The organism is Brevibacterium antiquum CNRZ 918, assembly GCF_900169145.1.
Lineage (GTDB): Bacteria > Actinomycetota > Actinomycetes > Actinomycetales > Brevibacteriaceae > Brevibacterium > Brevibacterium koreense.
Map to the genome: position 1 here is coordinate 34805 of NZ_FXZD01000015.1, position 18641 is coordinate 53445.

The window sequence follows — 18641 nt, forward strand, 5'->3', positions numbered from 1 at the left end:
TCAGGCCGTCCAGAGCTCGATGCCCTTGCTCTTGCAGAGCTGAGCCAGATTGGTCTTGAGCTGGTCGTCACCCTGGAATGCATCCTCAAGGACGATCAGACGGGCAGGATCTTCATCCACGACGGCACGTAGCTGATCGAGTGCCGGCTTCACGTGCTCGTTCAGATAGGCGAGCACGATGCCATCGCCCACCGAGCGCAGGTTTAGGTCGGCCACGTCGACCGGAGCGATCTGCTCGGTCAGCGAGTAGCCCTGCTTCAGGAGAATCTCAGAAAGGAGGTCGTCTGCTGATGCGCCATCCGCGCTGCTCGATTCACGAAGGTCGAAGAGGTGCTGCTCGAGCTGGTTGCGATCGACCCTGCTCGACACATTCCACTTTGAAAAATTCGTGCTAGTGAGCACGAACGCTCTGAATCCTGAATCGAGTGATTGCCCTGGGGCCAGGTCTGTGGATACTGCTTCTCCCGCGCGTCGTAGGCGCTCGTGGGAGATATCTGCAACCGTCTCAAACCCAGCGTTGCGCGCCACGGAGCCAGTGGGCGTCGGCTCCGGAAGTTGTACGGCAATCCACCTACGGACGGCACCATCTCGGAGCTGCGCCAGCCATACCGCATGAGCCGTGCTTCCCGACCCGGCGAAGAAGTCGAGGACGATATCACCGTCTCCACTGCCCGCTTCAATAAAGTCGGCAAGCAAGAAGGGTGACTTGGGCGCCTGGAAAATCTTTCCCGTGCCACCGAACAAGTCGTTGAACGCGCGCTGGCCGGAATCGGTCGTATGCTCCTTCTCAGAGAGCAGCGACTTTAGCTTTCGCCGCGCCCCCTCAGCGTACTCCTTGACAAAAATCTGCATTCGCCCGCCTGCCACACGCCCAACCAGTGAATCCGACTCTGCAATTGCTTTTGGTCGCCCCCACGTCCAACAACCCTCGAAGTCATCGTTCCAGAGTGGGAAGACCTCGGTACGTTCAGCAGACTTTTCCGTGTGCACCTGACCGGTTGAATCGACATAGAGCGGATAGTAGAGGTTCGGTCGGTTAAAACGACCAAACTCCCGATGCGAGTTACGCAGGCCAAGCGTTCGATACATCCCGCGCTCGTCTTCATATGGGTACTCAGCTTGCAACTGCTCCCGTGGCTTCGCAATCGACAGCGCACCGCTTGGCAGCTCCCGCTTGGAGTAGACCAGCGCATACTCGTGATTTGTCGCGAAGTGCTTATCTTGCGCTCGACCGCGTGGATTATTCAGAACTGCAAGCTGAGCAACGAAGTTCGACTCCCCGAACACTTGGTCCAGCATCTGACGGAGAAGGCCAACTTCGTTTTCATCTATGGACAAGAAGATGACGCCGTCGTCCGTTAGCAGGTTCCGCGCGAGCTTCAGTCGCGGATACATCATGTTGAGCCAGTTGGAATGGTAGCGCCCTTCGGTATCTGCGTTAGTCGAGAGCTTCTTGCCCTCCTCGTTGACTTGGCGCGTCCACTCGAGGTAGGTGTCCAGGCCTTCCTCGTAGTTGTCCGGGTATACGAAGTCCTTGCCGGTGTTGTATGGCGGATCGATGTAGATCATCTTGATCTTCGCGTGGTAATGCTTCTGCAGGATTTTGAGCACTTCAAGGTTGTCGCCCTCGATGAACACGTTCTTCGTTGTGTCCCAATCCTTCGAGTTCTCAATATCGGGTCGCAGTGTCGCCGTCGTCGGCTCCTGAGCCGCACGCAGGGCACGCTTCTTACCAGGCCAGAACAGGCCGAACCGCTCAGCAGTGTCGGCCGCGTCGCTGTCGAGCAGTTCCTTGAGCTTGTCCACATCCACCTTGCCATCGGCAATAACCTCGGGCATCAGCTCGGCAAGCTGTGTCGCCAGCTCGGTCTGGAAGTTCGGGGTGGTGGATGGTGTTTCGTGGATATCGTCGCTCATCATGATTCTTTCTGCGTCGGGGAATATGGTCAGTACTGGAAGGCGATTGTTCGCCATTAGGCAACGATGCGCCAACGGATTGAGAACAGGTGTTGGTTGTCTTGGGTGCCTTTCAAGGATTGCTCGATCATATCGAGTTTCTCGTCGATCTCGTCTTGCAACTTCCGGCGCGCATTGCGGAAATCGTCGTCGGCCTCATCCGCCCGGCGTTCCCACTTACGAGCCTCGCGTTTAAGCTTGAGCTGCTCCATCGGATCGTCCGTCCGCTTTGCTACCTTGCGGGCTTCTTTCTCCTTGGCGCGGTACTCGCGGATCTTGCCCTCGTGCTCAGCCTTGCGATCCTGCTGGTTGCGGTACAGCAGTTCTTCCTGCTGGTCGTAGTGGCGAGAGTTGCGGACCTGGACTTCTTTCTCCAGCTCACTGAGCCGCGTTTTGAGTTGCGGCTTGACCTTCGTGATGTCGACCGCGACAGGTTGTTGACCAACGTTGAGGCAGGCGAGGTCGAGGATGTCGGCGACGTATTCTTCGTCCAGGTACCGGCTGTCGTCGGTCATGCCACCTGCGAGCATGTACGACTCGGAGATGTCCTCGTCGCGCGCCCGCATCGTGAAGGTCAGCAGGTTGACCGTTAGCTCGCCGCTCATGCCCTCGAGCGCCCTAACCGCGTTGGTGGCACGTTTTGACTGGCCGAGCGAGAACGTCAGCTCGCGTTGCGGAGTGTCGTGCGACTTCGCTATATCGGCAACGTGCTGCGCGAGCGGGCTCGCATAGCGGTACTGATGCGCGTTGGGGAGGGGCTTCGACTTGAAGAAGTAGCGGCCCGTCGGTGCGTCCTTGGTCGGAGCCTGGTTCAGGACGAACGTGCGGCCGTCGCCTTCGAACGTCGCGACCTTGCGAAGCTCATGCTGGGTGATCGCGAGCAGGAGTCGCTCGAACTTGTTGAGTACGTTGCCCGCCTGCTCGTCGTATGCCTTGAGGCGGTCTTGCACGTGTGGGTCGAGATAGTCGAAGACCTTCGCCTTTGCACTGGCCATTTCTTTCGAGATTTCCCCCGCGAACTGGTTCTCCAGCTCCGTGAATGCGGTATCGATCTCGCCTGCCGTCTTGCAACGAGTAAGGATGTCGCTGATCCTCTTCTCGAAATCGAGACCGTCTTCTACTGCACCGAGCACCTCGTCACTCGCGCCGAACACACTGGAGAAGAGCTGGAACTTGGTGGTCAGTAGTTCTAGGATGCGTTGCTCAGCGACGTTGCCCTTGTTGCTGAAGTTCACGACGACGACATTGTGCTTCTGGCCGAAGCGGTGCACGCGACCGATGCGCTGCTCGACGCGCTGTGGGTTCCATGGCAGGTCGTAGTTAACGAGCATCGAGCAGAACTGCAGGTTGATGCCCTCCGCCGCCGCCTCGGTAGCAATCATGATCGTGCCATGATCGCGGAAGTAGTCCACGAGTGCTTTACGCCGATCGACCGCGTGGATGCCGGTGATCAGATCGCTATCTTGGTTCGCCTCTTGCCACTTTTGGTAAATCGTAGTCTGTTGGGTCGAGTCGTTTGAGCCGTTGAAGAGCACGAGCCCATCGCCGCGGCCTGCTTCTGTGAGCGTCCGCGCGAGGTACTCCTGCGTCTTGGTTGAATCGGTGAAGATGATGGCTTTCTCGGCAGCGCCGAGCTCACGGAGCCGCTCGAAGCCCATGTCGAGTGCTTCGCCGAGTTTGACAGCCTTCTGGTTAACCGTGATCGATCGTGCGAGTCCAGCGTACTCGCGGAGTTCGTTCACCTCGGCACGCATGCGCTTGAGCGTGTCGTCATCAAGTGCAGAGTTTGACTGAGCAACAGTCTCTTCGGCTTCCTCGACGATCTCTTCATCGATTTCGTCTCCCACCTCGAAGTCGGCGATGAAAAGCCCGCCGCGGTTGTCGCGACGTTTGCCAGCAGCAACTTCGTTAGAAAGACGATTGGCGATGTTTTCGAGCGTGCTGGCTACGGCGTACGTAGACGAGCCGAGCCGCTTGCGAATGATCAGGGCAGAGAGGTGACGCTGAGAGTCGGCAAACGCGAATAGTTCATCACGTTGCAGATAGTCGTTGACGCGGTCGTACAGACGCACTTCGTCGGGCGACGGAGTGAACTCCATCGTCAAAGGCATCCGTTGTGTGAACCGGATATATTTGTTCGCGTTCTTTCGGAGAGTGCGCTTCGAGACAGACGCCACGCGCTCGGCGAGATCGTCGTCCCCGGTCAGATCGCGGTTCTTGATGTAACGTTCACGGAATGCATCGAGTGAGTAGAAATAGTCCGGGTCGAAAACGGAGACCAAGCCGTAGAGCTCCTCGAGTCTATTCTGGAGCGGTGTCGCTGTCAGGAGTACTGTCTTGTGAGCGCCGCGAGCTACGTGCGAAGCGGCTTTCGCCACTTTTGCTTTGCCATTCCAGTAGCTGCGCAACCGATGCGCTTCGTCTGCCACTACGAGATCCCATGCCTTCAGCAGTGAGGTCTCGTGGCGGAGGACGAAATCGTAGGAGCAGATCAGTACTTCGTGTGATCGTGTGTCGGCTTCGGCGAGCAGTGTGTTCTTTGTCTTGGCGTCAAGGATCAAGGATGGGATCAGGAACTTTTCATACAGCTCCTGCTGCCACTGCTGCCGCAGGCTCGAAGGGGCAACAATGAGAACCCGGCGCTTACGCTCAGCCCAGTACTGCGAAATGACAATGCCTGCCTCGATCGTCTTGCCGAGGCCCACTTCGTCCGCCAGGATTACGCCCGGCAGAAACGGTGTTTGGAGCGCGAACAACGCCGCGTCAATTTGATGTGGCTTTGGTTCGACTTGCGCATCGAACAAAAGTCCTGCCAATTTGCCCACGTGATCGTTTGAGTAGCTGCGTTGCAGCTCATGTGCGAAGTACTTTGACTGATAGTCGGTTAGTGGTATGTATTTCTGTGCGTCGTCGTGAAGTTCGTGCTGGCCATCGTTGTCAGGCAGGGCTTCTTCCGAAAACCCATGTGTGATCTCGTAGTGCATCAGACTGAACCCCTCCGCGCCTGAAGCGCTACTCCCATACTTCACTTGTCGCAAACAGTACTTTACAAGTGCTTCAGAGCGAATCGTGGCAAATTGAGAGCATATGGTCCTGTTGTGTCCTGTTTGTTATTCACACCGTCAGCACAACCTTCCCCGTAGTCTCCCGCCCCTCAAGCGCCCGATGAGCATCCGCAGCATCAGCCAACGAGAATGTCGCGCCAACCCGGAAGTTCAGCCAGCCGTGTTCGATGCCGTTGAAGAGCATGGACGAACGCTTGGCCAGTTCCTCCGACGACCGGACGAACCACGCCAACGACGGCCGCGAGAGGAAGATGCCGCCCGAGGAGTTTAGCCGCTGTATGTCAAACGGCGGCACCTGACCGGAGGCTCCGCCGAAGAGCACCATTGAACCCAGTGGTTTCAGCGATGCCAGCGACGCATCGAAGGTGGTCTTGCCGACGCCGTCGTAGGCAACTTCGACGCACTCTCCGTCGGTGAGCTCCTTGACCTTCGCTGTGATGTCGACGCCCTCGCCGTAGAGGAAGACCTCGTCGGCGCCGGCCTTGCGCGCCAGCTCAGCCTTTTCCTCGGTGCTCACGGTCGAGATGACGTTGCCGCCCAGGTGCTTGATGATCTGGGTGAGCAGGAGTCCGACACCACCGGCGCCGGCATGAACCAAGGCGGTATGGCCGGGCTTGATCTCATGCGAGCTCGTGGCCAGGTACTGGGCGGTCAGGCCCTGCAGCGGCATTGCGGCGGCGACCTCGGTGCTCACGCCCTCGGGTACACGCAGCAGGTTGTCGGTCTTGACGACGACCTGGGTCGCATACGAACCCGGGCCTTCGTGCCAGGCGACGCGGTCGCCGACGGACCAGCTCGCCACACCTTCGCCCACTTCGGCGATGTGACCGGTGCCCTCGGAGCCGACGATGTGCGGGTAGCTCATCGGGTACGTGCCCGAACGACGGTATGTGTCGATGAAGTTCACGCCCGCGGCGTCGACGTTAACGAGGACCTCACCAGGACCGGGCTGAGGGGTATCGACCTCATTGAACTCGAGAACCTCGGGTCCACCTGCTCGCATCGCCTGAATAGCCTGGGTCATCACGCCTCCTGCATATAATTTAATGTGCTGGTATAGTTATACATATGAATGATCTTACGGTTGCCGTCTCCGGTGCTACCGGATACGCCGGGGGAGAGGTCCTCCGGCTGCTGAGCACTCACCCTCATCTCAACGTCACCACGGTGTGCGGACATTCCTCCGTGGGCGAGACGCTCGGCCGACATCAACCCCATCTTGCCCGATATTCCGACTTCGTTGTCAAGGAGTCCACCGCCGAGGTGCTTGCCGGCCACGACGTCGTCATCCTTGCACTCCCGCACGGTCAGTCCAGAGCCATCGCCGCAGAGCTCGAGCAGTCGAGTCCCGAGACGCTCATCGTCGACCTCGCCGCCGACCACCGCCTCATCAGCGCGACCGCCTGGGAGAAGTTCTACGGCTCGACTCACCAGGGCACCTGGACCTACGGTCTGCCCGAACTGCTCACCGCCGACGGCACCAAGCAGCGCGAAGCACTCAAGACCACGAAGCGCATCGCCGTGCCCGGCTGCAATGTCACCGCCGTGACCCTCGGCCTCGCCCCGCTCGTCCAGGCCGGTCTTGCCGCCCCCGCCGGGCTCAACGCGGTCCTGGCCAACGGCGTCTCCGGAGCGGGTAAGGCGCTCAAGCCGCATCTGACCGCCGCCGAGGTCCTCGGCGATGCCTCGTCGTACGGAACTGGCGGCATCCACCGGCATGTGCCCGAGATCGAGCAGAACCTCAACGGGGTCCTCGGCGCCGATGCCGCAGATGGACCGACACGTATTTCCTTCACCCCGACGCTCGTGCCCATGGCCCGGGGGATACTGGCCACCATCACCGCCGAGCCGGGGGAGTCCGCACCGAAAACCGCCGAGGGACTCCTCGACGCTGCAGCACTCAAGGACCAGCTGGGCCAGGCCTTCGACCAGGCCTACGCAGACGAGCCCTTCGTCCGCGTCCTGCCCGAAGGCCAATGGCCGCGAACTTCTTCGACCACCGGATCGAACCTCGCACACATCCAGTTCACCGTCGATGAACGGGCCGGCACAATCCTCGTCGTCGTGGCCCTGGACAACCTGGTCCGTGGTACCGCCGGCCAGGCACTGCAGTCCATTCACCTTGCCCTTGGCCTCGACGAGACCATCGCACTTCCCCTTGAAGGAGTCGCACCATGAGCGTGACCGCACCACTCGGCTTCACAGCCGCCGGCCTGACCGCCGGACTCAAACCCAGCGGGACCAAAGACCTCTCGCTCGTCATCAACACCGGCCCCGACACTGCCGTCGCCGCCGTGTACACCTCGAACCGCTGCAAGGCCAGCCCCGTCCTGTGGTCCCAGAAGGTCTCCGCCAACGGTCAGGCTCGTGCCGTGGTGCTGAACTCCGGGGGAGCCAACTGCTACACCGGTGACTTCGGCTACGAGACGACGACGCTGACGGCTCAGACCACTGCCGAACTCCTCACCGAGGCCGGCACCGCAACAGCGGCCGAAGACATTCTCGTCTGCTCGACCGGACTCATCGGCGTCGGCGGTCAGGACTTTCGCGACACCATCATCGACCACCTCCCACCATTGGTGGCCGCAGCCGAGGACACCGTGGCCGGTGGCGAACACGCCGCCGAGGCGATCATGACCACTGACACCGTGGCCAAGACCGCCACCCGAGAAGGCAGCTCCGGGTACGCGATCGGCGGCATGGCCAAGGGTGCGGGCATGCTCGCCCCCGGTTTGGCCACCATGCTCGTCGTCATCACCACCGACGCGAAGGTCGACCAGGCTGTGCTCGATCAGGCGCTGCGGGCATCAACCAGTCAGAGCTTCGACCGCCTCGACACGGACGGGTGCATGTCGACGAACGACACCGTCATCCTCATGTCCTCCGGCGCCCACGAAGCAGCCGTCGATACGGACGAGTTCACGAGTCTGCTGCGCGAACTCTGCCTCGACCTCATGCACCAGCTCCACGTCGACGCCGAGGGTGCCCACCACGACATCGCGATCACCACGCAGGGTGCCGCCAGCGAGGCCGAGGCTGTCGAGGTCTCCCGCTCAGTGTCACGCTCGGCCCTGTTCAAGGCCGCGATCTTCGGCCAGGACCCGAACTGGGGTCGCGTCGTCGCCCAGGTCGGAACCACCTCGGCGACCTTCGACCCCACGGCCATCGACGTGATCATCAACGGCACCGAGGTGTGCCGGGCCTCTGGTCCCTATGAGGACCCGGAGAAGGTCACATTCGACCGCAACGTCGACGTCGTCATCGACCTCCACGCAGGAGATCACACCGCCACGGTGTGGACCTCGGACCTCACCCACGATTACGTCGAAGAGAACAGCGCCTACTCCACATGAGCAACCCACACGACATGTCCACGAAGTCCACGGCAGCCCGGCTCGCCGCCGCCCAGGTCAAGGCCGAGGCCCTGACCGAGGCGCTGCCGTGGATCAAGACCTTCGCCGGCGCCACGATCGTCATCAAGTACGGCGGCAACGCGATGATCTCCCCGGAGCTGCAGCAGTCCTTCGCCGATGACATCGCGTTCCTCCGCTTCGCCGGCATCCGACCCGTCGTCGTCCACGGCGGCGGACCCCAGATCACCTCGATGCTCTCCCGCTTGGGGATCGAAAGCGAGTTCAAGGCAGGCCAGCGCGTGACCAGCGAAGAGGCCGCCGAGGTCATCCGCATGGTCCTCTCCGGCCAGGTCAACCGCGACATCGTCTCCCGCATCAACCAGAACGGCAACGCCGCAATCGGGCTCTCCGGTGAGGACGCGGACCTTCTCCTGGCGAACAAGACCCACGCCGAGGTGGACGGTGAAGTCATCGACCTCGGTCGGGTGGGTGAGATCGCCGAAGTCAACACCACCGTGCTCACCGAGCTCCTCGACGCCGGGCGGGTGCCCGTCATCTGCTCGATCGCCTCGGAGATCGACGGTGAAGCAGGCAAGCCCCTGAACATCAACGCCGACCTCGCCGCCTCCGCCGTGGCGAAAGCCTTGCGTGCCGACAAACTGATCATGCTCACCGATGTGCCGGGCCTCTACGCCAACTGGCCCGACACCTCGAGCCTGATCTCACGCATCGGACCGAAGAAGCTGCGCGAACTGCTGCCCAGCCTCGACGCGGGAATGATCCCGAAGATGACCGCGGCACTCGAGGCCATCGAACACGGAGTGCAGCAGGCCCACATCATCGACGGCCGCATGGCGCACTCACTTCTCCTCGAGGTCTTCACCTCCGAGGGCATCGGCACCATGGTCGAAGACACCGTCGTCGAACCCGCACCACTGGGGGACGGACACAAGGGCGAGGGACACGAGACAAGCACTGAGGAGACGAACGATGAATGAGACAAACGCTGTGACAGACCAGGCCCAGACCTGGCGCGACGACTTCTCCCGCGTCCTCTCACCGGTCTTCGGCTCACCCCAGCTCGACCTCGTCCGCGGAGCGGGCGTGCACGCGTGGGACGCCTCGGGCAAGGAATACCTCGACCTGCTGGCCGGCATCGCCGTCAACGCACTCGGCCACTGCCACCCAGCGTGGGTCAAGGCCATCACGGAGCAGGCGTCGACCCTGGGCCACATTTCGAACTTCTTCACCTCACCACCGCAGATCGCGCTCGCTGAGAAACTTCACGAGGTCCTGGACCTGCCCAGCGGTTCGGCCGTGTTCTTCTCGAACTCCGGCACCGAGGCCAACGAGGCCGCCTTCAAGATGGCCCGCCGTGCAGGAGGTGGATCACGCCCGATCATCATCGCCATCGAAGGCGCCTTCCACGGTCGCACCATGGGCGCCCTCGCGCTGACGGCCAAGTCCGCCTACCGCGAACCCTTCGCACCCGGTGTGCCCGGCGTCGTCCATATTCCCTACGGGGATGTCGACGCGCTCGCCGCCGCCATCAACGACACCACTGCTGCCGTCTTCATCGAACCCATACAGGGCGAGGTCGGAGTCCGGCAGCACCCGGCCGGCTACCTCACCAAGGTCCGCGAACTCACCCGCGAGGCCGGGGCCCTCCTCGTCCTCGACGAGGTCCAGTCCGGTGTGGCCAGGACCGGATCGTGGTTCGCCTACCAGAACCCGGACATCGGCGAAGGCGTCGTCCCCGACATCATCACCTCGGCGAAGGGCCTGGGCGGTGGCATGCCGATCGGGGCCACCATCACCGTCGGCGATGCCAACACCAAACTCCTCGAAGCAGGACAGCACGGGACCACCTTCGGCGGAAACCCCATCGCCTGCGCGGCGGGACTGGCCGTGCTCGAGACCATCGAGACCGAGAACCTGCTCGCCCACACCCGCGACACCGGGGCCTGGCTGAGCGAACAGCTACTGACCATCGACGGCATCGAGAAGGTCACCGGCACCGGACTGCTACTGGGCCTCGAACTGGCCGAGGGACTCGACGAGAAAGCGATCGTCGCCCGCGCGCTCGAGGCAGGTTTCATCATCAACCCCGTGGCCCCGGGACGTCTGCGCCTGGCACCGCCGCTGATCATCACGAAAGACGATCTCGCACCGTTCCTGACCGCCCTGCCCGGACTGCTGCACGGCTGAACACGTCCGCCGCCCACCTAGCGGCCACCTCGGCGAACGGCCCATCGACCCTCACCGCCCGGTTGCCCCACACAGACTGACAAAGGACACACCATGACACGGCATTTCCTCAAGGACACCGACCTCACCCCGGCCGAACAAGCACAAGTCCTCGACCTCGCGGTTGAGCTCAAGGCCGCACCGTACTCGCGCACCCCGCTGGCCGGACCGCAGACCGCGGCAGTCATCTTCGACAAGACCTCGACGAGGACTCGCGTGTCCTTCGCCGCCGGCATCGCCGCGCTCGGCGGGCAGCCGCTCATCATCAACCCCGGTGAGGCGCAGCTGGGACACAAGGAATCCATCGCCGACACCGCCCAGGTGATGTCGCGCATGGTCTCGGCCATCGTCTGGCGCACCTATGCCCAGGCAGGTCTGGAAGAGATGGCCGAGAACTCATCCGTCCCGGTCATCAATTCGCTGTCCGATGACTACCATCCCTGCCAGATCCTGGCCGACCTTCTCACGATCCGCGAACACCGCGGCAACGTCGCCGGTCAGACCATGACCTACTACGGCGATGGGGCCAACAACATGGCCAACTCCTACGTCCTCGGCGGAGTCAACGCCGGCATGCACGTGCGCATCGCCGCCCCCGCCGACTATCAGCCGGCTGCCGAGATCATCGCCGAGGCCAACGAACTTGCCCAGACCACCGGCGGATCCGTCATGGTCAACGACGACCCCGTGGCTGCCGCCCAGGGAGCCGATGTCCTCGTCACCGACACCTGGGTGTCCATGGGACAGGACGCCGCCGGCCGCGACGACGAAGGCTCACCCTTCGCGAAATTCCAGGTCTCACAGGAGCTGATGAACCTGGGCAACGACCCGATCTTCCTCCACTGCCTGCCGGCCTACCGGGGCAAAGAGGTCAGCGCCGAGGTCATCGACGGTCCCGCCTCGGCGGTCTTCGATGAGGCCGAGAACCGTCTCCACGCGCAGAAGGCACTCATGACCTTCCTGCTGGAGAAGCGATGAGCGAGAACACCACCCCTCCGAGGAACGCCACTCCACCGGCGAACTCGGCGCCGCTGACCAAGACTGCGCGGCAGCAGAAGATCATCGATCTCATCACCCGCAAATCCGTGCATTCCCAGATCGACCTGGCCGAGAACCTGGCAACGATGGGCATCACCGTCACCCAGGCGACACTCTCACGCGACCTCGCCGAGGTGGGGGCCGTGAAGATCCGGTCCACCGCCGGATCCCTCTACGCCGTCCCCGGTGAGGGCGGGGACCGGAGCCTGCAGCAGTCCACGGGTGACAGCCTCGATGCGAAGCTGCCGAGGCTGCTCGAAGAGCTCCTCGTCTCCGCGGCGGCACAGGACAATACAGTGGTCCTGCGCACCCCACCCGGAGCCGCCCAGTATTTGGCTTCGGCGATCGACCGCTCCTCGATGACCGGGATCTTTGGCACAATCGCAGGAGACGATACTGTTCTCGTCATCGCGATGTCCTCCGTCGGGGGAGCGGCACTGGCCGAGACATTCCTCGAATATGCGGCCGGAAACGCCCCCGAGAGCTGATACATCCGATACACGGAAGACTGATACACACAGGACTGGAACACACAGCCAGACCTGAGACACACGCAGACCCGGCCGACCGGGAACTGGAACACCGAACCGATGGATTCAAACCGGCAGCGTGGAAGCGCCGACGGTGGGGAAGGACCTTTTGTGAGCGAACGACTGAGCCTATGGGGCGGACGATTCTCGGACGGCCCGGCCGATGCACTGGCCGCGCTGAGCAAGTCGACGGACTTCGACTGGCGCCTGGCCCACTACGACATCGCCGGTTCGAAGGCTCACGCAAAGGTGCTGCACCGCTCGGGTCTGCTGGACGATGATGAGCTGCAGGGCATGACCGAGGCACTCGATGAACTCGGCCGCCGCGTGGAGACCGGCGAATACGTTGCCGCTGAATCGGATGAGGACGTTCACTCTTCACTCGAACGCGGACTCATCGAGATCGCCGGACCCGACCTTGGCGGAAAACTGCGTGCCGGCCGGTCCCGCAACGACCAGATCGCGACCCTGGGACGCATGTACCTGCGCGATCACGCTCGTGATCTGGCCAGCCTGGTTCTCGACGCCGTCGACGTCCTCATCGCCCAGGCCGAAGAGCACCCCGAAGCGCCGATGCCCGGCCGCACCCACCTGCAGCACGCACAGCCTGTGCTCCTGGCCCACCACCTCCTGGCCCACGCCTGGCCGTTGCTGCGTGATGTCGCCCGGTTCGTCGACTTCGATGAGCGCGCCGGCATCTCCGCCTACGGTTCCGGTGCCCTGGCCGGATCCTCGCTGGGCCTCGACCCACAGGCCGTGGCCGCAGATCTGGGCTTCAACGACTCCGCAGAGAACTCGATCGACGGCACCGCAGGTCGCGACGTCTTCGCCGAATACCTGTTCATCACCACGATGATCGGCATCAACCTCTCCCGTCTGAGCGAAGAGGTCATCGCCTGGGCGACCAAGGAATTCTCCTTCGTTACCCTCCACGATGCATACTCGACCGGGTCCTCGATCATGCCGCAGAAGAAGAACCCCGACGTCGCCGAACTGGCCCGCGGCAAGTCCGGGCGCCTCATCGGTGACCTCACCGGACTGCTCTCGACCCTCAAGGCCCTGCCACTGGCCTACAACCGTGACCTGCAGGAGGACAAGGAGCCGGTCTTCGATGCCACTGACACCCTCGAACTGCTGCTCCCGGCCTTCACCGGCATGGTCGCGACCCTGAAGTTCGACACCGAACGTATGGCCTACCTGGCCCCGCGCGGTTTCGCCCTGGCCACGGACATCGCCGAATGGCTGGTCCGCAACGGTGTGCCATTCCGGGTGGCGCACGAACTCTCCGGAGAATGCGTGCAGCTGGCCGAATCGCGCGACGTCGAATTGTGGGACCTCTCCGATGAGGACTTCGCGGGGATCTCGGAACATCTCACCCCAGCCGTGCGTGAGGTGCTCACGACTCTGGGCTCGATCGATTCCCGCAACGCCAAGGGTGGGACGGCCCGGTCGGCCGTCGAGGCGCAGATCGCCAACGCGAAGGCCGAGGTCGCTCGCCTGCGTGAGTTCGCGGGGTCTGCTCGCAGCGTGTGAGACCAGCAGCTACGACTGCTGGGTCTTATTGTCCAAATTCACGGTCTCATCCCGATCGGGTGGGTCGACGATCGAGCGTGCGCGTCTGGAGACGGCGGGGACGATGAGAACTGTCAGCACGAGCAGCCCGGCCGGGATGACCGTATCGGCGAGGGCTTGACGCGGGACGGGCAGCGTGCACGGTCGTCCATCGACGATGAGATCGCGGGTCCATGCTGGCTTGTTCATTTCGGCGCCGTCGACGATGCACCTCAGAGAGGAGTTGATGGTCGGGTACCGGTCAGCGCCGATGTGGAATTCGACAAAATCGTCGACACCAGGCTGTTCGACTTCGACCGCCACGAACTGGGTGATCTTGCCGTGCAGTTCGAACGGGATCAGGCTGCGCTGCCAGGCCACGACGATGCCGAGGACGATGAAGAGCGCACAGAGCAGGAGGTGGATGAGCAGCGCAGCGCTCGGCCGTCTGCCGGCTGCCCCAGTGTGATCAGAAGAGGCTGACAAACTTCGCCCCCATCGCGATCATGACCAGACCCAGGACAACGAGACCCGATGCCCTGGCCAGGACTCGGCCTACACTGCCGGGTACAGTGGGAGCGAGGGTCCAGATCAGTCCGACGAACGCCGCTCCCAGCGACTGATGGACGATATCGAGCAGATCCGCGCTCGGATCGCCGAACAAGAAGTACTCGACGCCGATGCCTGCGCCGATGGCTGTGAGTGTGGCGAGGACGACAGGCAGGTCGGCAGTCTTCGGTTCGAGGGAACGCCGGAAGCGGAGCACCGCAGCTGCAGAAGTGAACACGGCAAGGAGGATCAGCCCGCCGCCGGCACCGGCGACGAAATGCGCCGCGTAGTCGTACCGTGCCGATATGACGAAATACCCGGATGCGCCTAGCAGCGCCAGGCAGCAGAGGGCGAAGACGCGCAGAGGCACGAGGACGAACACGGTTCGCCGAAGACCCTCCCTGCGGACTCCGATGATGCTCATGCGCACTGCCTCTCATGTGAACGACGCTTCGACGTGTCGCCCAGTGATCGTGCCGACGGACGCACGGTGACGGCAGGGCAACGAGGCCAGCGAGCATCTTACGATCGTTGAACAGCGGCACCGCGCGGACTGCAGTGCCTTGATCGGCAGTCTATTCCTCGCAGTCATCGGGGCACGTCATCCCGGACGAGGATTGCGGTAATCCGCAATTCTGCGGCGGCTGCTCTGTGCCGCCTTGTCTGTTCCACCGGCGAGGATCGGTCGTGGCGGCGGTCGTGCACAGGCTCTCCAACGCGGCCGTCAGCTTCTTCGACAGTCGTGCTCCCGCCATCGTCGTCGACCTCGTCATCCGTCTCAAGGTCAGCGAGACACCTGCGTTCCAACCCCTCGAAGACGAGAACGGGGAGAGGAAGGTTCCGCTGCTGACGGTGTTCAAGCGATACGAGCGTCAGGGTTTCGGCGCACTCTTCGCCACGATGGCGATCCAGGGCACCCAGGGTCTGACGACGGTTTGGGGCGGTTCAGTTGCAGTGGCGGCCGGAGAGGACGAATCCGATTGCCTCAGTTGGAAAGCCGTCGGAGCGTTGACACCGCTGATCGTCACATTCGTCGTTGCCCGCCTCAGTGACAGGTTCGGACGCAAGCGCACGCTCATCAGTGCTCATTCCATCGCCGCAGTTCTTGCGCTGCCATTGGTGCTGCCCATCGTCAGCGGTGACATCAACCACTACGCACTCGCGATCCTCCTCGGCAACGGAATCGTCCAGGGAATGTGCTTCGGGCCGATCGCGGCCGCCCGCGGTGCAGGACTCTCGCCGATGATCGCCTCGGCGCTCATCATGATCCCCGGCACCGGCTCTGACCTCATCGGCGGAGTCTGGTCGCTGGTGGCCCTCGGCGGAATCGTGGCAGTGGCCGTGGGACGCCCTTTCGATGAGACCTCCGCGGAACCGATGTTCGACAACAACGACCTGGTTCTGGAGTTCGATGAGCCGCACGAGGCATCGGAGAGCGAACTCACTGTGCCGGTGACACAGATAGTCGAGAGCTGACGTCGCCCAGTGCTTGAGCGTGGCAACCCAGTGCTGGAGGGTGGCAGGCACCGGCGGAGCGTGACCCTCTGCCATCGGGGTCACCCCCGCCGCTGCCATGTTCGGCCTCCTGAGCCGACCGCTGAGCAGGCAGGTCCGTGACCATGATCGGCGACCCCGTAGAATTGACCCCGACGGTGCCGCACCGACGCACCACACAGATTCGAAAGGACCGAAGTGACCGACATCTTCAGTGAACTCAAGGCCCGTGGCCTCGTGGCGGTTTCGACCGACGAGGCTGCCCTGCAGAAGGCTCTGAACGAGGATTCGCTGACCTATTATGTTGGTTTCGATCCCACCGCCCCGAGCCTGCACATGGGCAACCTGGTCCAGCTCATCACAGCCGCTCGACTGCAGAAGGCCGGGCACAATCCACTGGCTCTGGTCGGCGGCGCGACCGGCCTCATCGGCGATCCCCGGATGTCGGGGGAGCGGACGCTCAACCCGCAGGAAGTCGTCGAAGAGTGGGTGGAAAAGATCCGGGCACAGGTCGAGAAGTTCCTCGACTTCTCCGGCCGGCATGCCGCGCAGATCGTCAACAACTATGAGTGGACATCCGAGATGTCGGCGATCGACTTCCTTCGCGACGTCGGCAAGCACTTCCCGATCAACCGGATGCTGGCCAAGGAATCTGTGTCTGCCAGGCTCAACAGCGAGGCCGGGATCTCGTTCACGGAATTCTCCTACCAGGTGCTGCAGGGCAACGACTACCTCGAGCTCCACCGCCGGTACGGCTGCTCCCTGCAGACCGGTGGATCCGATCAGTGGGGCAACCTGACCTCCGGCGTCGATCTCATCCGTCGCGTGGAGTCGCACAGTGTCCACGCCTTGGCGACACCGCTGATCACCAAGGCAGACGGAACCAAATTCGGCAAGACCGAATCGGGCACCGTGTGGTTGGACCCGAGCCTGACCAGCCCGTACGCGTTCAGCCAGTTCTGGCTCAACGCCGATGATCGCGACGTCGTGAAGTACCTCAAGGTGTTCTCATTCAGGCCACTGGAGGAGATCGAAGCGATCGAGGCCGAGTTCACCGCGGCACCACATACCCGCCTGGCGCAGAAGGTGCTGGCCGAGGATGTGACGACGCTGGTTCACGGCAAGGAGCACTACGAGCAGGCGATCGCAGCAGCCGCAGCGCTCTTCGGTGGGGGAGAGCTGGCCAGCCTCGACGCCGGCACACTGAAAGCGGCGACGGCCGAACTGCCACGCGGCGACGTCAGCACCACCGAACTGGCAGAGGGGCTGCCGGTCGCCGATGCCTTCGTGGCAGCGGGCATCGTGAAATCCAAGGGTGAGGCTCGTCGTGCCATCAAGGACGGCGGTGCCTACGTCAACAATGTCAAGGTCACCGAGCAGGACCAGACCCTGACCCCCGCCGAGGTGCTTACCACCGAAGGTGGCGGAGTCATCCTTCTGCGTCGGGGTAAGAAGACCCTGGGAGCCGTTGACATCGTCAGCTGAGCATCATGCATTCCACCGACACCGTGTCCTTGAGCAGTTCGAGGGCACGGTGTTGTCGTATCCACGCAAGTCACCACGTCGAAACGAGGCCATCGCAATGAGAACACTGCTCAACATCATCTGGTTCATCTTCAGCGGGCTGTGGCTGGCACTTGGCTACTATCTCGCCGGCATCATCTGCTGCCTCCTCATCGTCACCATCCCGTGGGGGATCGCAGCCTTTCGGATCGGCAACTACGCCCTCTGGCCCTTCGGCCGCGAGGTCATCGAAACGAAACCAGCCGGTGTCGCAGCGACTCTGGGCAACATCATCTGGCTCGTCGTCGCAGGAGTCTGGCTGGCTATCGGGCACGTGGTGACATCGATTCCGTTGTTCGCCTCGATCATTGGAATCCCCCTGGGATGGGCCAACATCAAGCTCATCCCCGTCTCCCTCATGCCACTGGGCAAGGAGATCGTCGACAGCGACTCCCTGATGCCGGGATATCGCGGAGCCTGATCGTCTGTGGACCATCCGGCGGGGCTCGTACAGTCGACGAACCCCGCCAATCCGGGGAACGATGCGGCCATATAGCCCCTGGTGACGGGCGTCACGTCCGGTTTTCCGATTTCGAGTTGCGTGGCAGTCCTGGCCTGGTCTAGAGTTATATCTCGTTGCCCCGGACGAAAACGAGTTCTTCTCGAACAGTTTTCACCGGGTGTGACCAGCACAAACAGGGTTTGGGTTTGGTTCACACGAGGATGCGGGTAGCGACAACATAATTGAAACTGACACCCCTGGTGTACACGCCCATTTCTGATGGTGTGTGGTGACGGGTGAGTGTGTGTGGTTTGAGAATCCAATAGCGTATTTGTTTGAACAGATAGTGATGCCAGAAACATTTTTTCTGGTAAGACAATCACATGTCCAGACACCAGTGTTCACTCCCCTCGCCGGGAATGGACACTTTGTTGTGTGTGGGCATGAAATTTTTAGGTCAACAGCGATCACCCCGTGATCGTTGATTGACTGTCTTGCCGGGGTTATAAACGCAACATAATTTTTTTATGGAGAGTTTGATCCTGGCTCAGGACGAACGCTGGCTGCGTGCTTAACACATGCAAGTCGAACGCTGAAGCCCCAGCTTGCTGGGGTGGATGAGTGGCGAACGGGTGAGTAACACGTGAGTAACCTGCCCCCGACTTCGGGATAAGCCCGGGAAACTGGGTCTAATACCGAATATGACTCCAACTCGCATGAGTTGGAGTGGAAAGTTTTTTCGGTTGGGGATGGGCTCGCGGCCTATCAGTTTGTTGGTGAGGTAATGGCTCACCAAGACGACGACGGGTAGCCGGCCTGAGAGGGCGACCGGCCACACTGGGACTGAGACACG

15 protein-coding genes and 1 rRNA gene are annotated in these 18641 nt (G+C 62.2%); 11 read left to right on the top strand and 5 right to left on the bottom strand.

Annotation, left to right across the window (positions count from 1 at the left end; translation table 11 throughout):
* From BANT918_RS15465 to BANT918_RS15475, 3 genes are all read right to left on the bottom strand, one after another.
* On the bottom strand, positions 1 to 1974 hold the full coding sequence (locus BANT918_RS15465) for a site-specific DNA-methyltransferase (protein WP_233430542.1): 1974 nt from the start codon (positions 1972 to 1974) through the stop codon (positions 1 to 3).
* Complete coding sequence (locus BANT918_RS15470; RefSeq protein WP_101621065.1) at positions 1974 to 4940, bottom strand: SNF2-related protein; 2967 nt, start codon at positions 4938 to 4940, stop codon at positions 1974 to 1976. Before BANT918_RS15470 ends, BANT918_RS15465 begins: the two co-directional genes overlap by 1 nt.
* A 130-nt stretch (positions 4941 to 5070) precedes the next feature.
* A complete protein-coding gene (locus BANT918_RS15475; RefSeq protein WP_101621066.1) occupies positions 5071 to 6045 on the bottom strand; it encodes a quinone oxidoreductase family protein in 975 nt (324 codons plus the stop codon).
* A gap of 44 nt (positions 6046 to 6089) precedes the next feature.
* Between BANT918_RS15475 and argC the strand changes: the two genes are divergently transcribed.
* From argC to argH, 7 genes are all read left to right on the top strand, one after another.
* Positions 6090 to 7199, top strand: coding sequence for an N-acetyl-gamma-glutamyl-phosphate reductase (gene argC / locus BANT918_RS15480; RefSeq protein WP_101621067.1), 1110 nt, complete (start codon positions 6090 to 6092; stop codon positions 7197 to 7199).
* On the top strand, positions 7196 to 8374 hold the full coding sequence (argJ, locus tag BANT918_RS15485; RefSeq protein WP_101621068.1) for a bifunctional glutamate N-acetyltransferase/amino-acid acetyltransferase ArgJ: 1179 nt from the start codon (positions 7196 to 7198) through the stop codon (positions 8372 to 8374). Before argC ends, argJ begins: the two co-directional genes overlap by 4 nt.
* Positions 8371 to 9372: an acetylglutamate kinase gene (gene argB, locus BANT918_RS15490; RefSeq protein ID WP_101621069.1), complete on the top strand. Its 1002-nt coding sequence runs from the start codon at positions 8371 to 8373 to the stop codon at positions 9370 to 9372. Before argJ ends, argB begins: the two co-directional genes overlap by 4 nt.
* The gene (locus tag BANT918_RS15495) at positions 9365 to 10582 is read left to right on the top strand and encodes an acetylornithine transaminase (protein WP_101621070.1); all 1218 of its coding nucleotides are present in this window, start codon (positions 9365 to 9367) and stop codon (positions 10580 to 10582) included. The genes argB and BANT918_RS15495 overlap by 8 nt, the downstream gene beginning before the upstream one ends.
* A gap of 93 nt (positions 10583 to 10675) precedes the next feature.
* The gene (gene argF, locus BANT918_RS15500; protein WP_101621071.1) at positions 10676 to 11599 is read left to right on the top strand and encodes an ornithine carbamoyltransferase; all 924 of its coding nucleotides are present in this window, start codon (positions 10676 to 10678) and stop codon (positions 11597 to 11599) included.
* On the top strand, positions 11596 to 12147 hold the full coding sequence (locus tag BANT918_RS15505; protein WP_101621072.1) for an arginine repressor: 552 nt from the start codon (positions 11596 to 11598) through the stop codon (positions 12145 to 12147). Before argF ends, BANT918_RS15505 begins: the two co-directional genes overlap by 4 nt.
* Before the next feature lie 102 nt (positions 12148 to 12249).
* Positions 12250 to 13722: an argininosuccinate lyase gene (gene argH, locus BANT918_RS15510; protein ID WP_101621073.1), complete on the top strand. Its 1473-nt coding sequence runs from the start codon at positions 12250 to 12252 to the stop codon at positions 13720 to 13722.
* A 9-nt stretch (positions 13723 to 13731) separates the two neighbouring features.
* On the opposite strand, the gene BANT918_RS15515 is transcribed toward argH, so the two are convergent.
* Positions 13732 to 14226, bottom strand: a complete 495-nt coding sequence (locus BANT918_RS15515; protein WP_101621074.1) for a hypothetical protein — start codon at positions 14224 to 14226, stop codon at positions 13732 to 13734.
* The gene (locus BANT918_RS15520) at positions 14210 to 14713 is read right to left on the bottom strand and encodes a hypothetical protein (protein ID WP_101621075.1); all 504 of its coding nucleotides are present in this window, start codon (positions 14711 to 14713) and stop codon (positions 14210 to 14212) included. Before BANT918_RS15520 ends, BANT918_RS15515 begins: the two co-directional genes overlap by 17 nt.
* Positions 14714 to 14976: 263 nt before the next feature.
* Here BANT918_RS15520 and BANT918_RS15525 point away from each other — a divergent pair, with 263 nt between their 5' ends.
* The 4 genes from BANT918_RS15525 to BANT918_RS15540 form a co-directional block, all read left to right on the top strand.
* Complete coding sequence (locus tag BANT918_RS15525) at positions 14977 to 15765, top strand: hypothetical protein (RefSeq protein ID WP_101621076.1); 789 nt, start codon at positions 14977 to 14979, stop codon at positions 15763 to 15765.
* Between the two features lie 216 nt (positions 15766 to 15981).
* The gene (gene tyrS / locus BANT918_RS15530) at positions 15982 to 17268 is read left to right on the top strand and encodes a tyrosine--tRNA ligase (protein WP_101621077.1); all 1287 of its coding nucleotides are present in this window, start codon (positions 15982 to 15984) and stop codon (positions 17266 to 17268) included.
* A 97-nt stretch (positions 17269 to 17365) separates the two neighbouring features.
* The gene (locus tag BANT918_RS15535; protein ID WP_101621078.1) at positions 17366 to 17767 is read left to right on the top strand and encodes a YccF domain-containing protein; all 402 of its coding nucleotides are present in this window, start codon (positions 17366 to 17368) and stop codon (positions 17765 to 17767) included.
* A 545-nt stretch (positions 17768 to 18312) separates the two neighbouring features.
* A 16S ribosomal RNA gene (locus tag BANT918_RS15540) occupies positions 18313 to 18641 on the top strand; the annotation flags it as partial.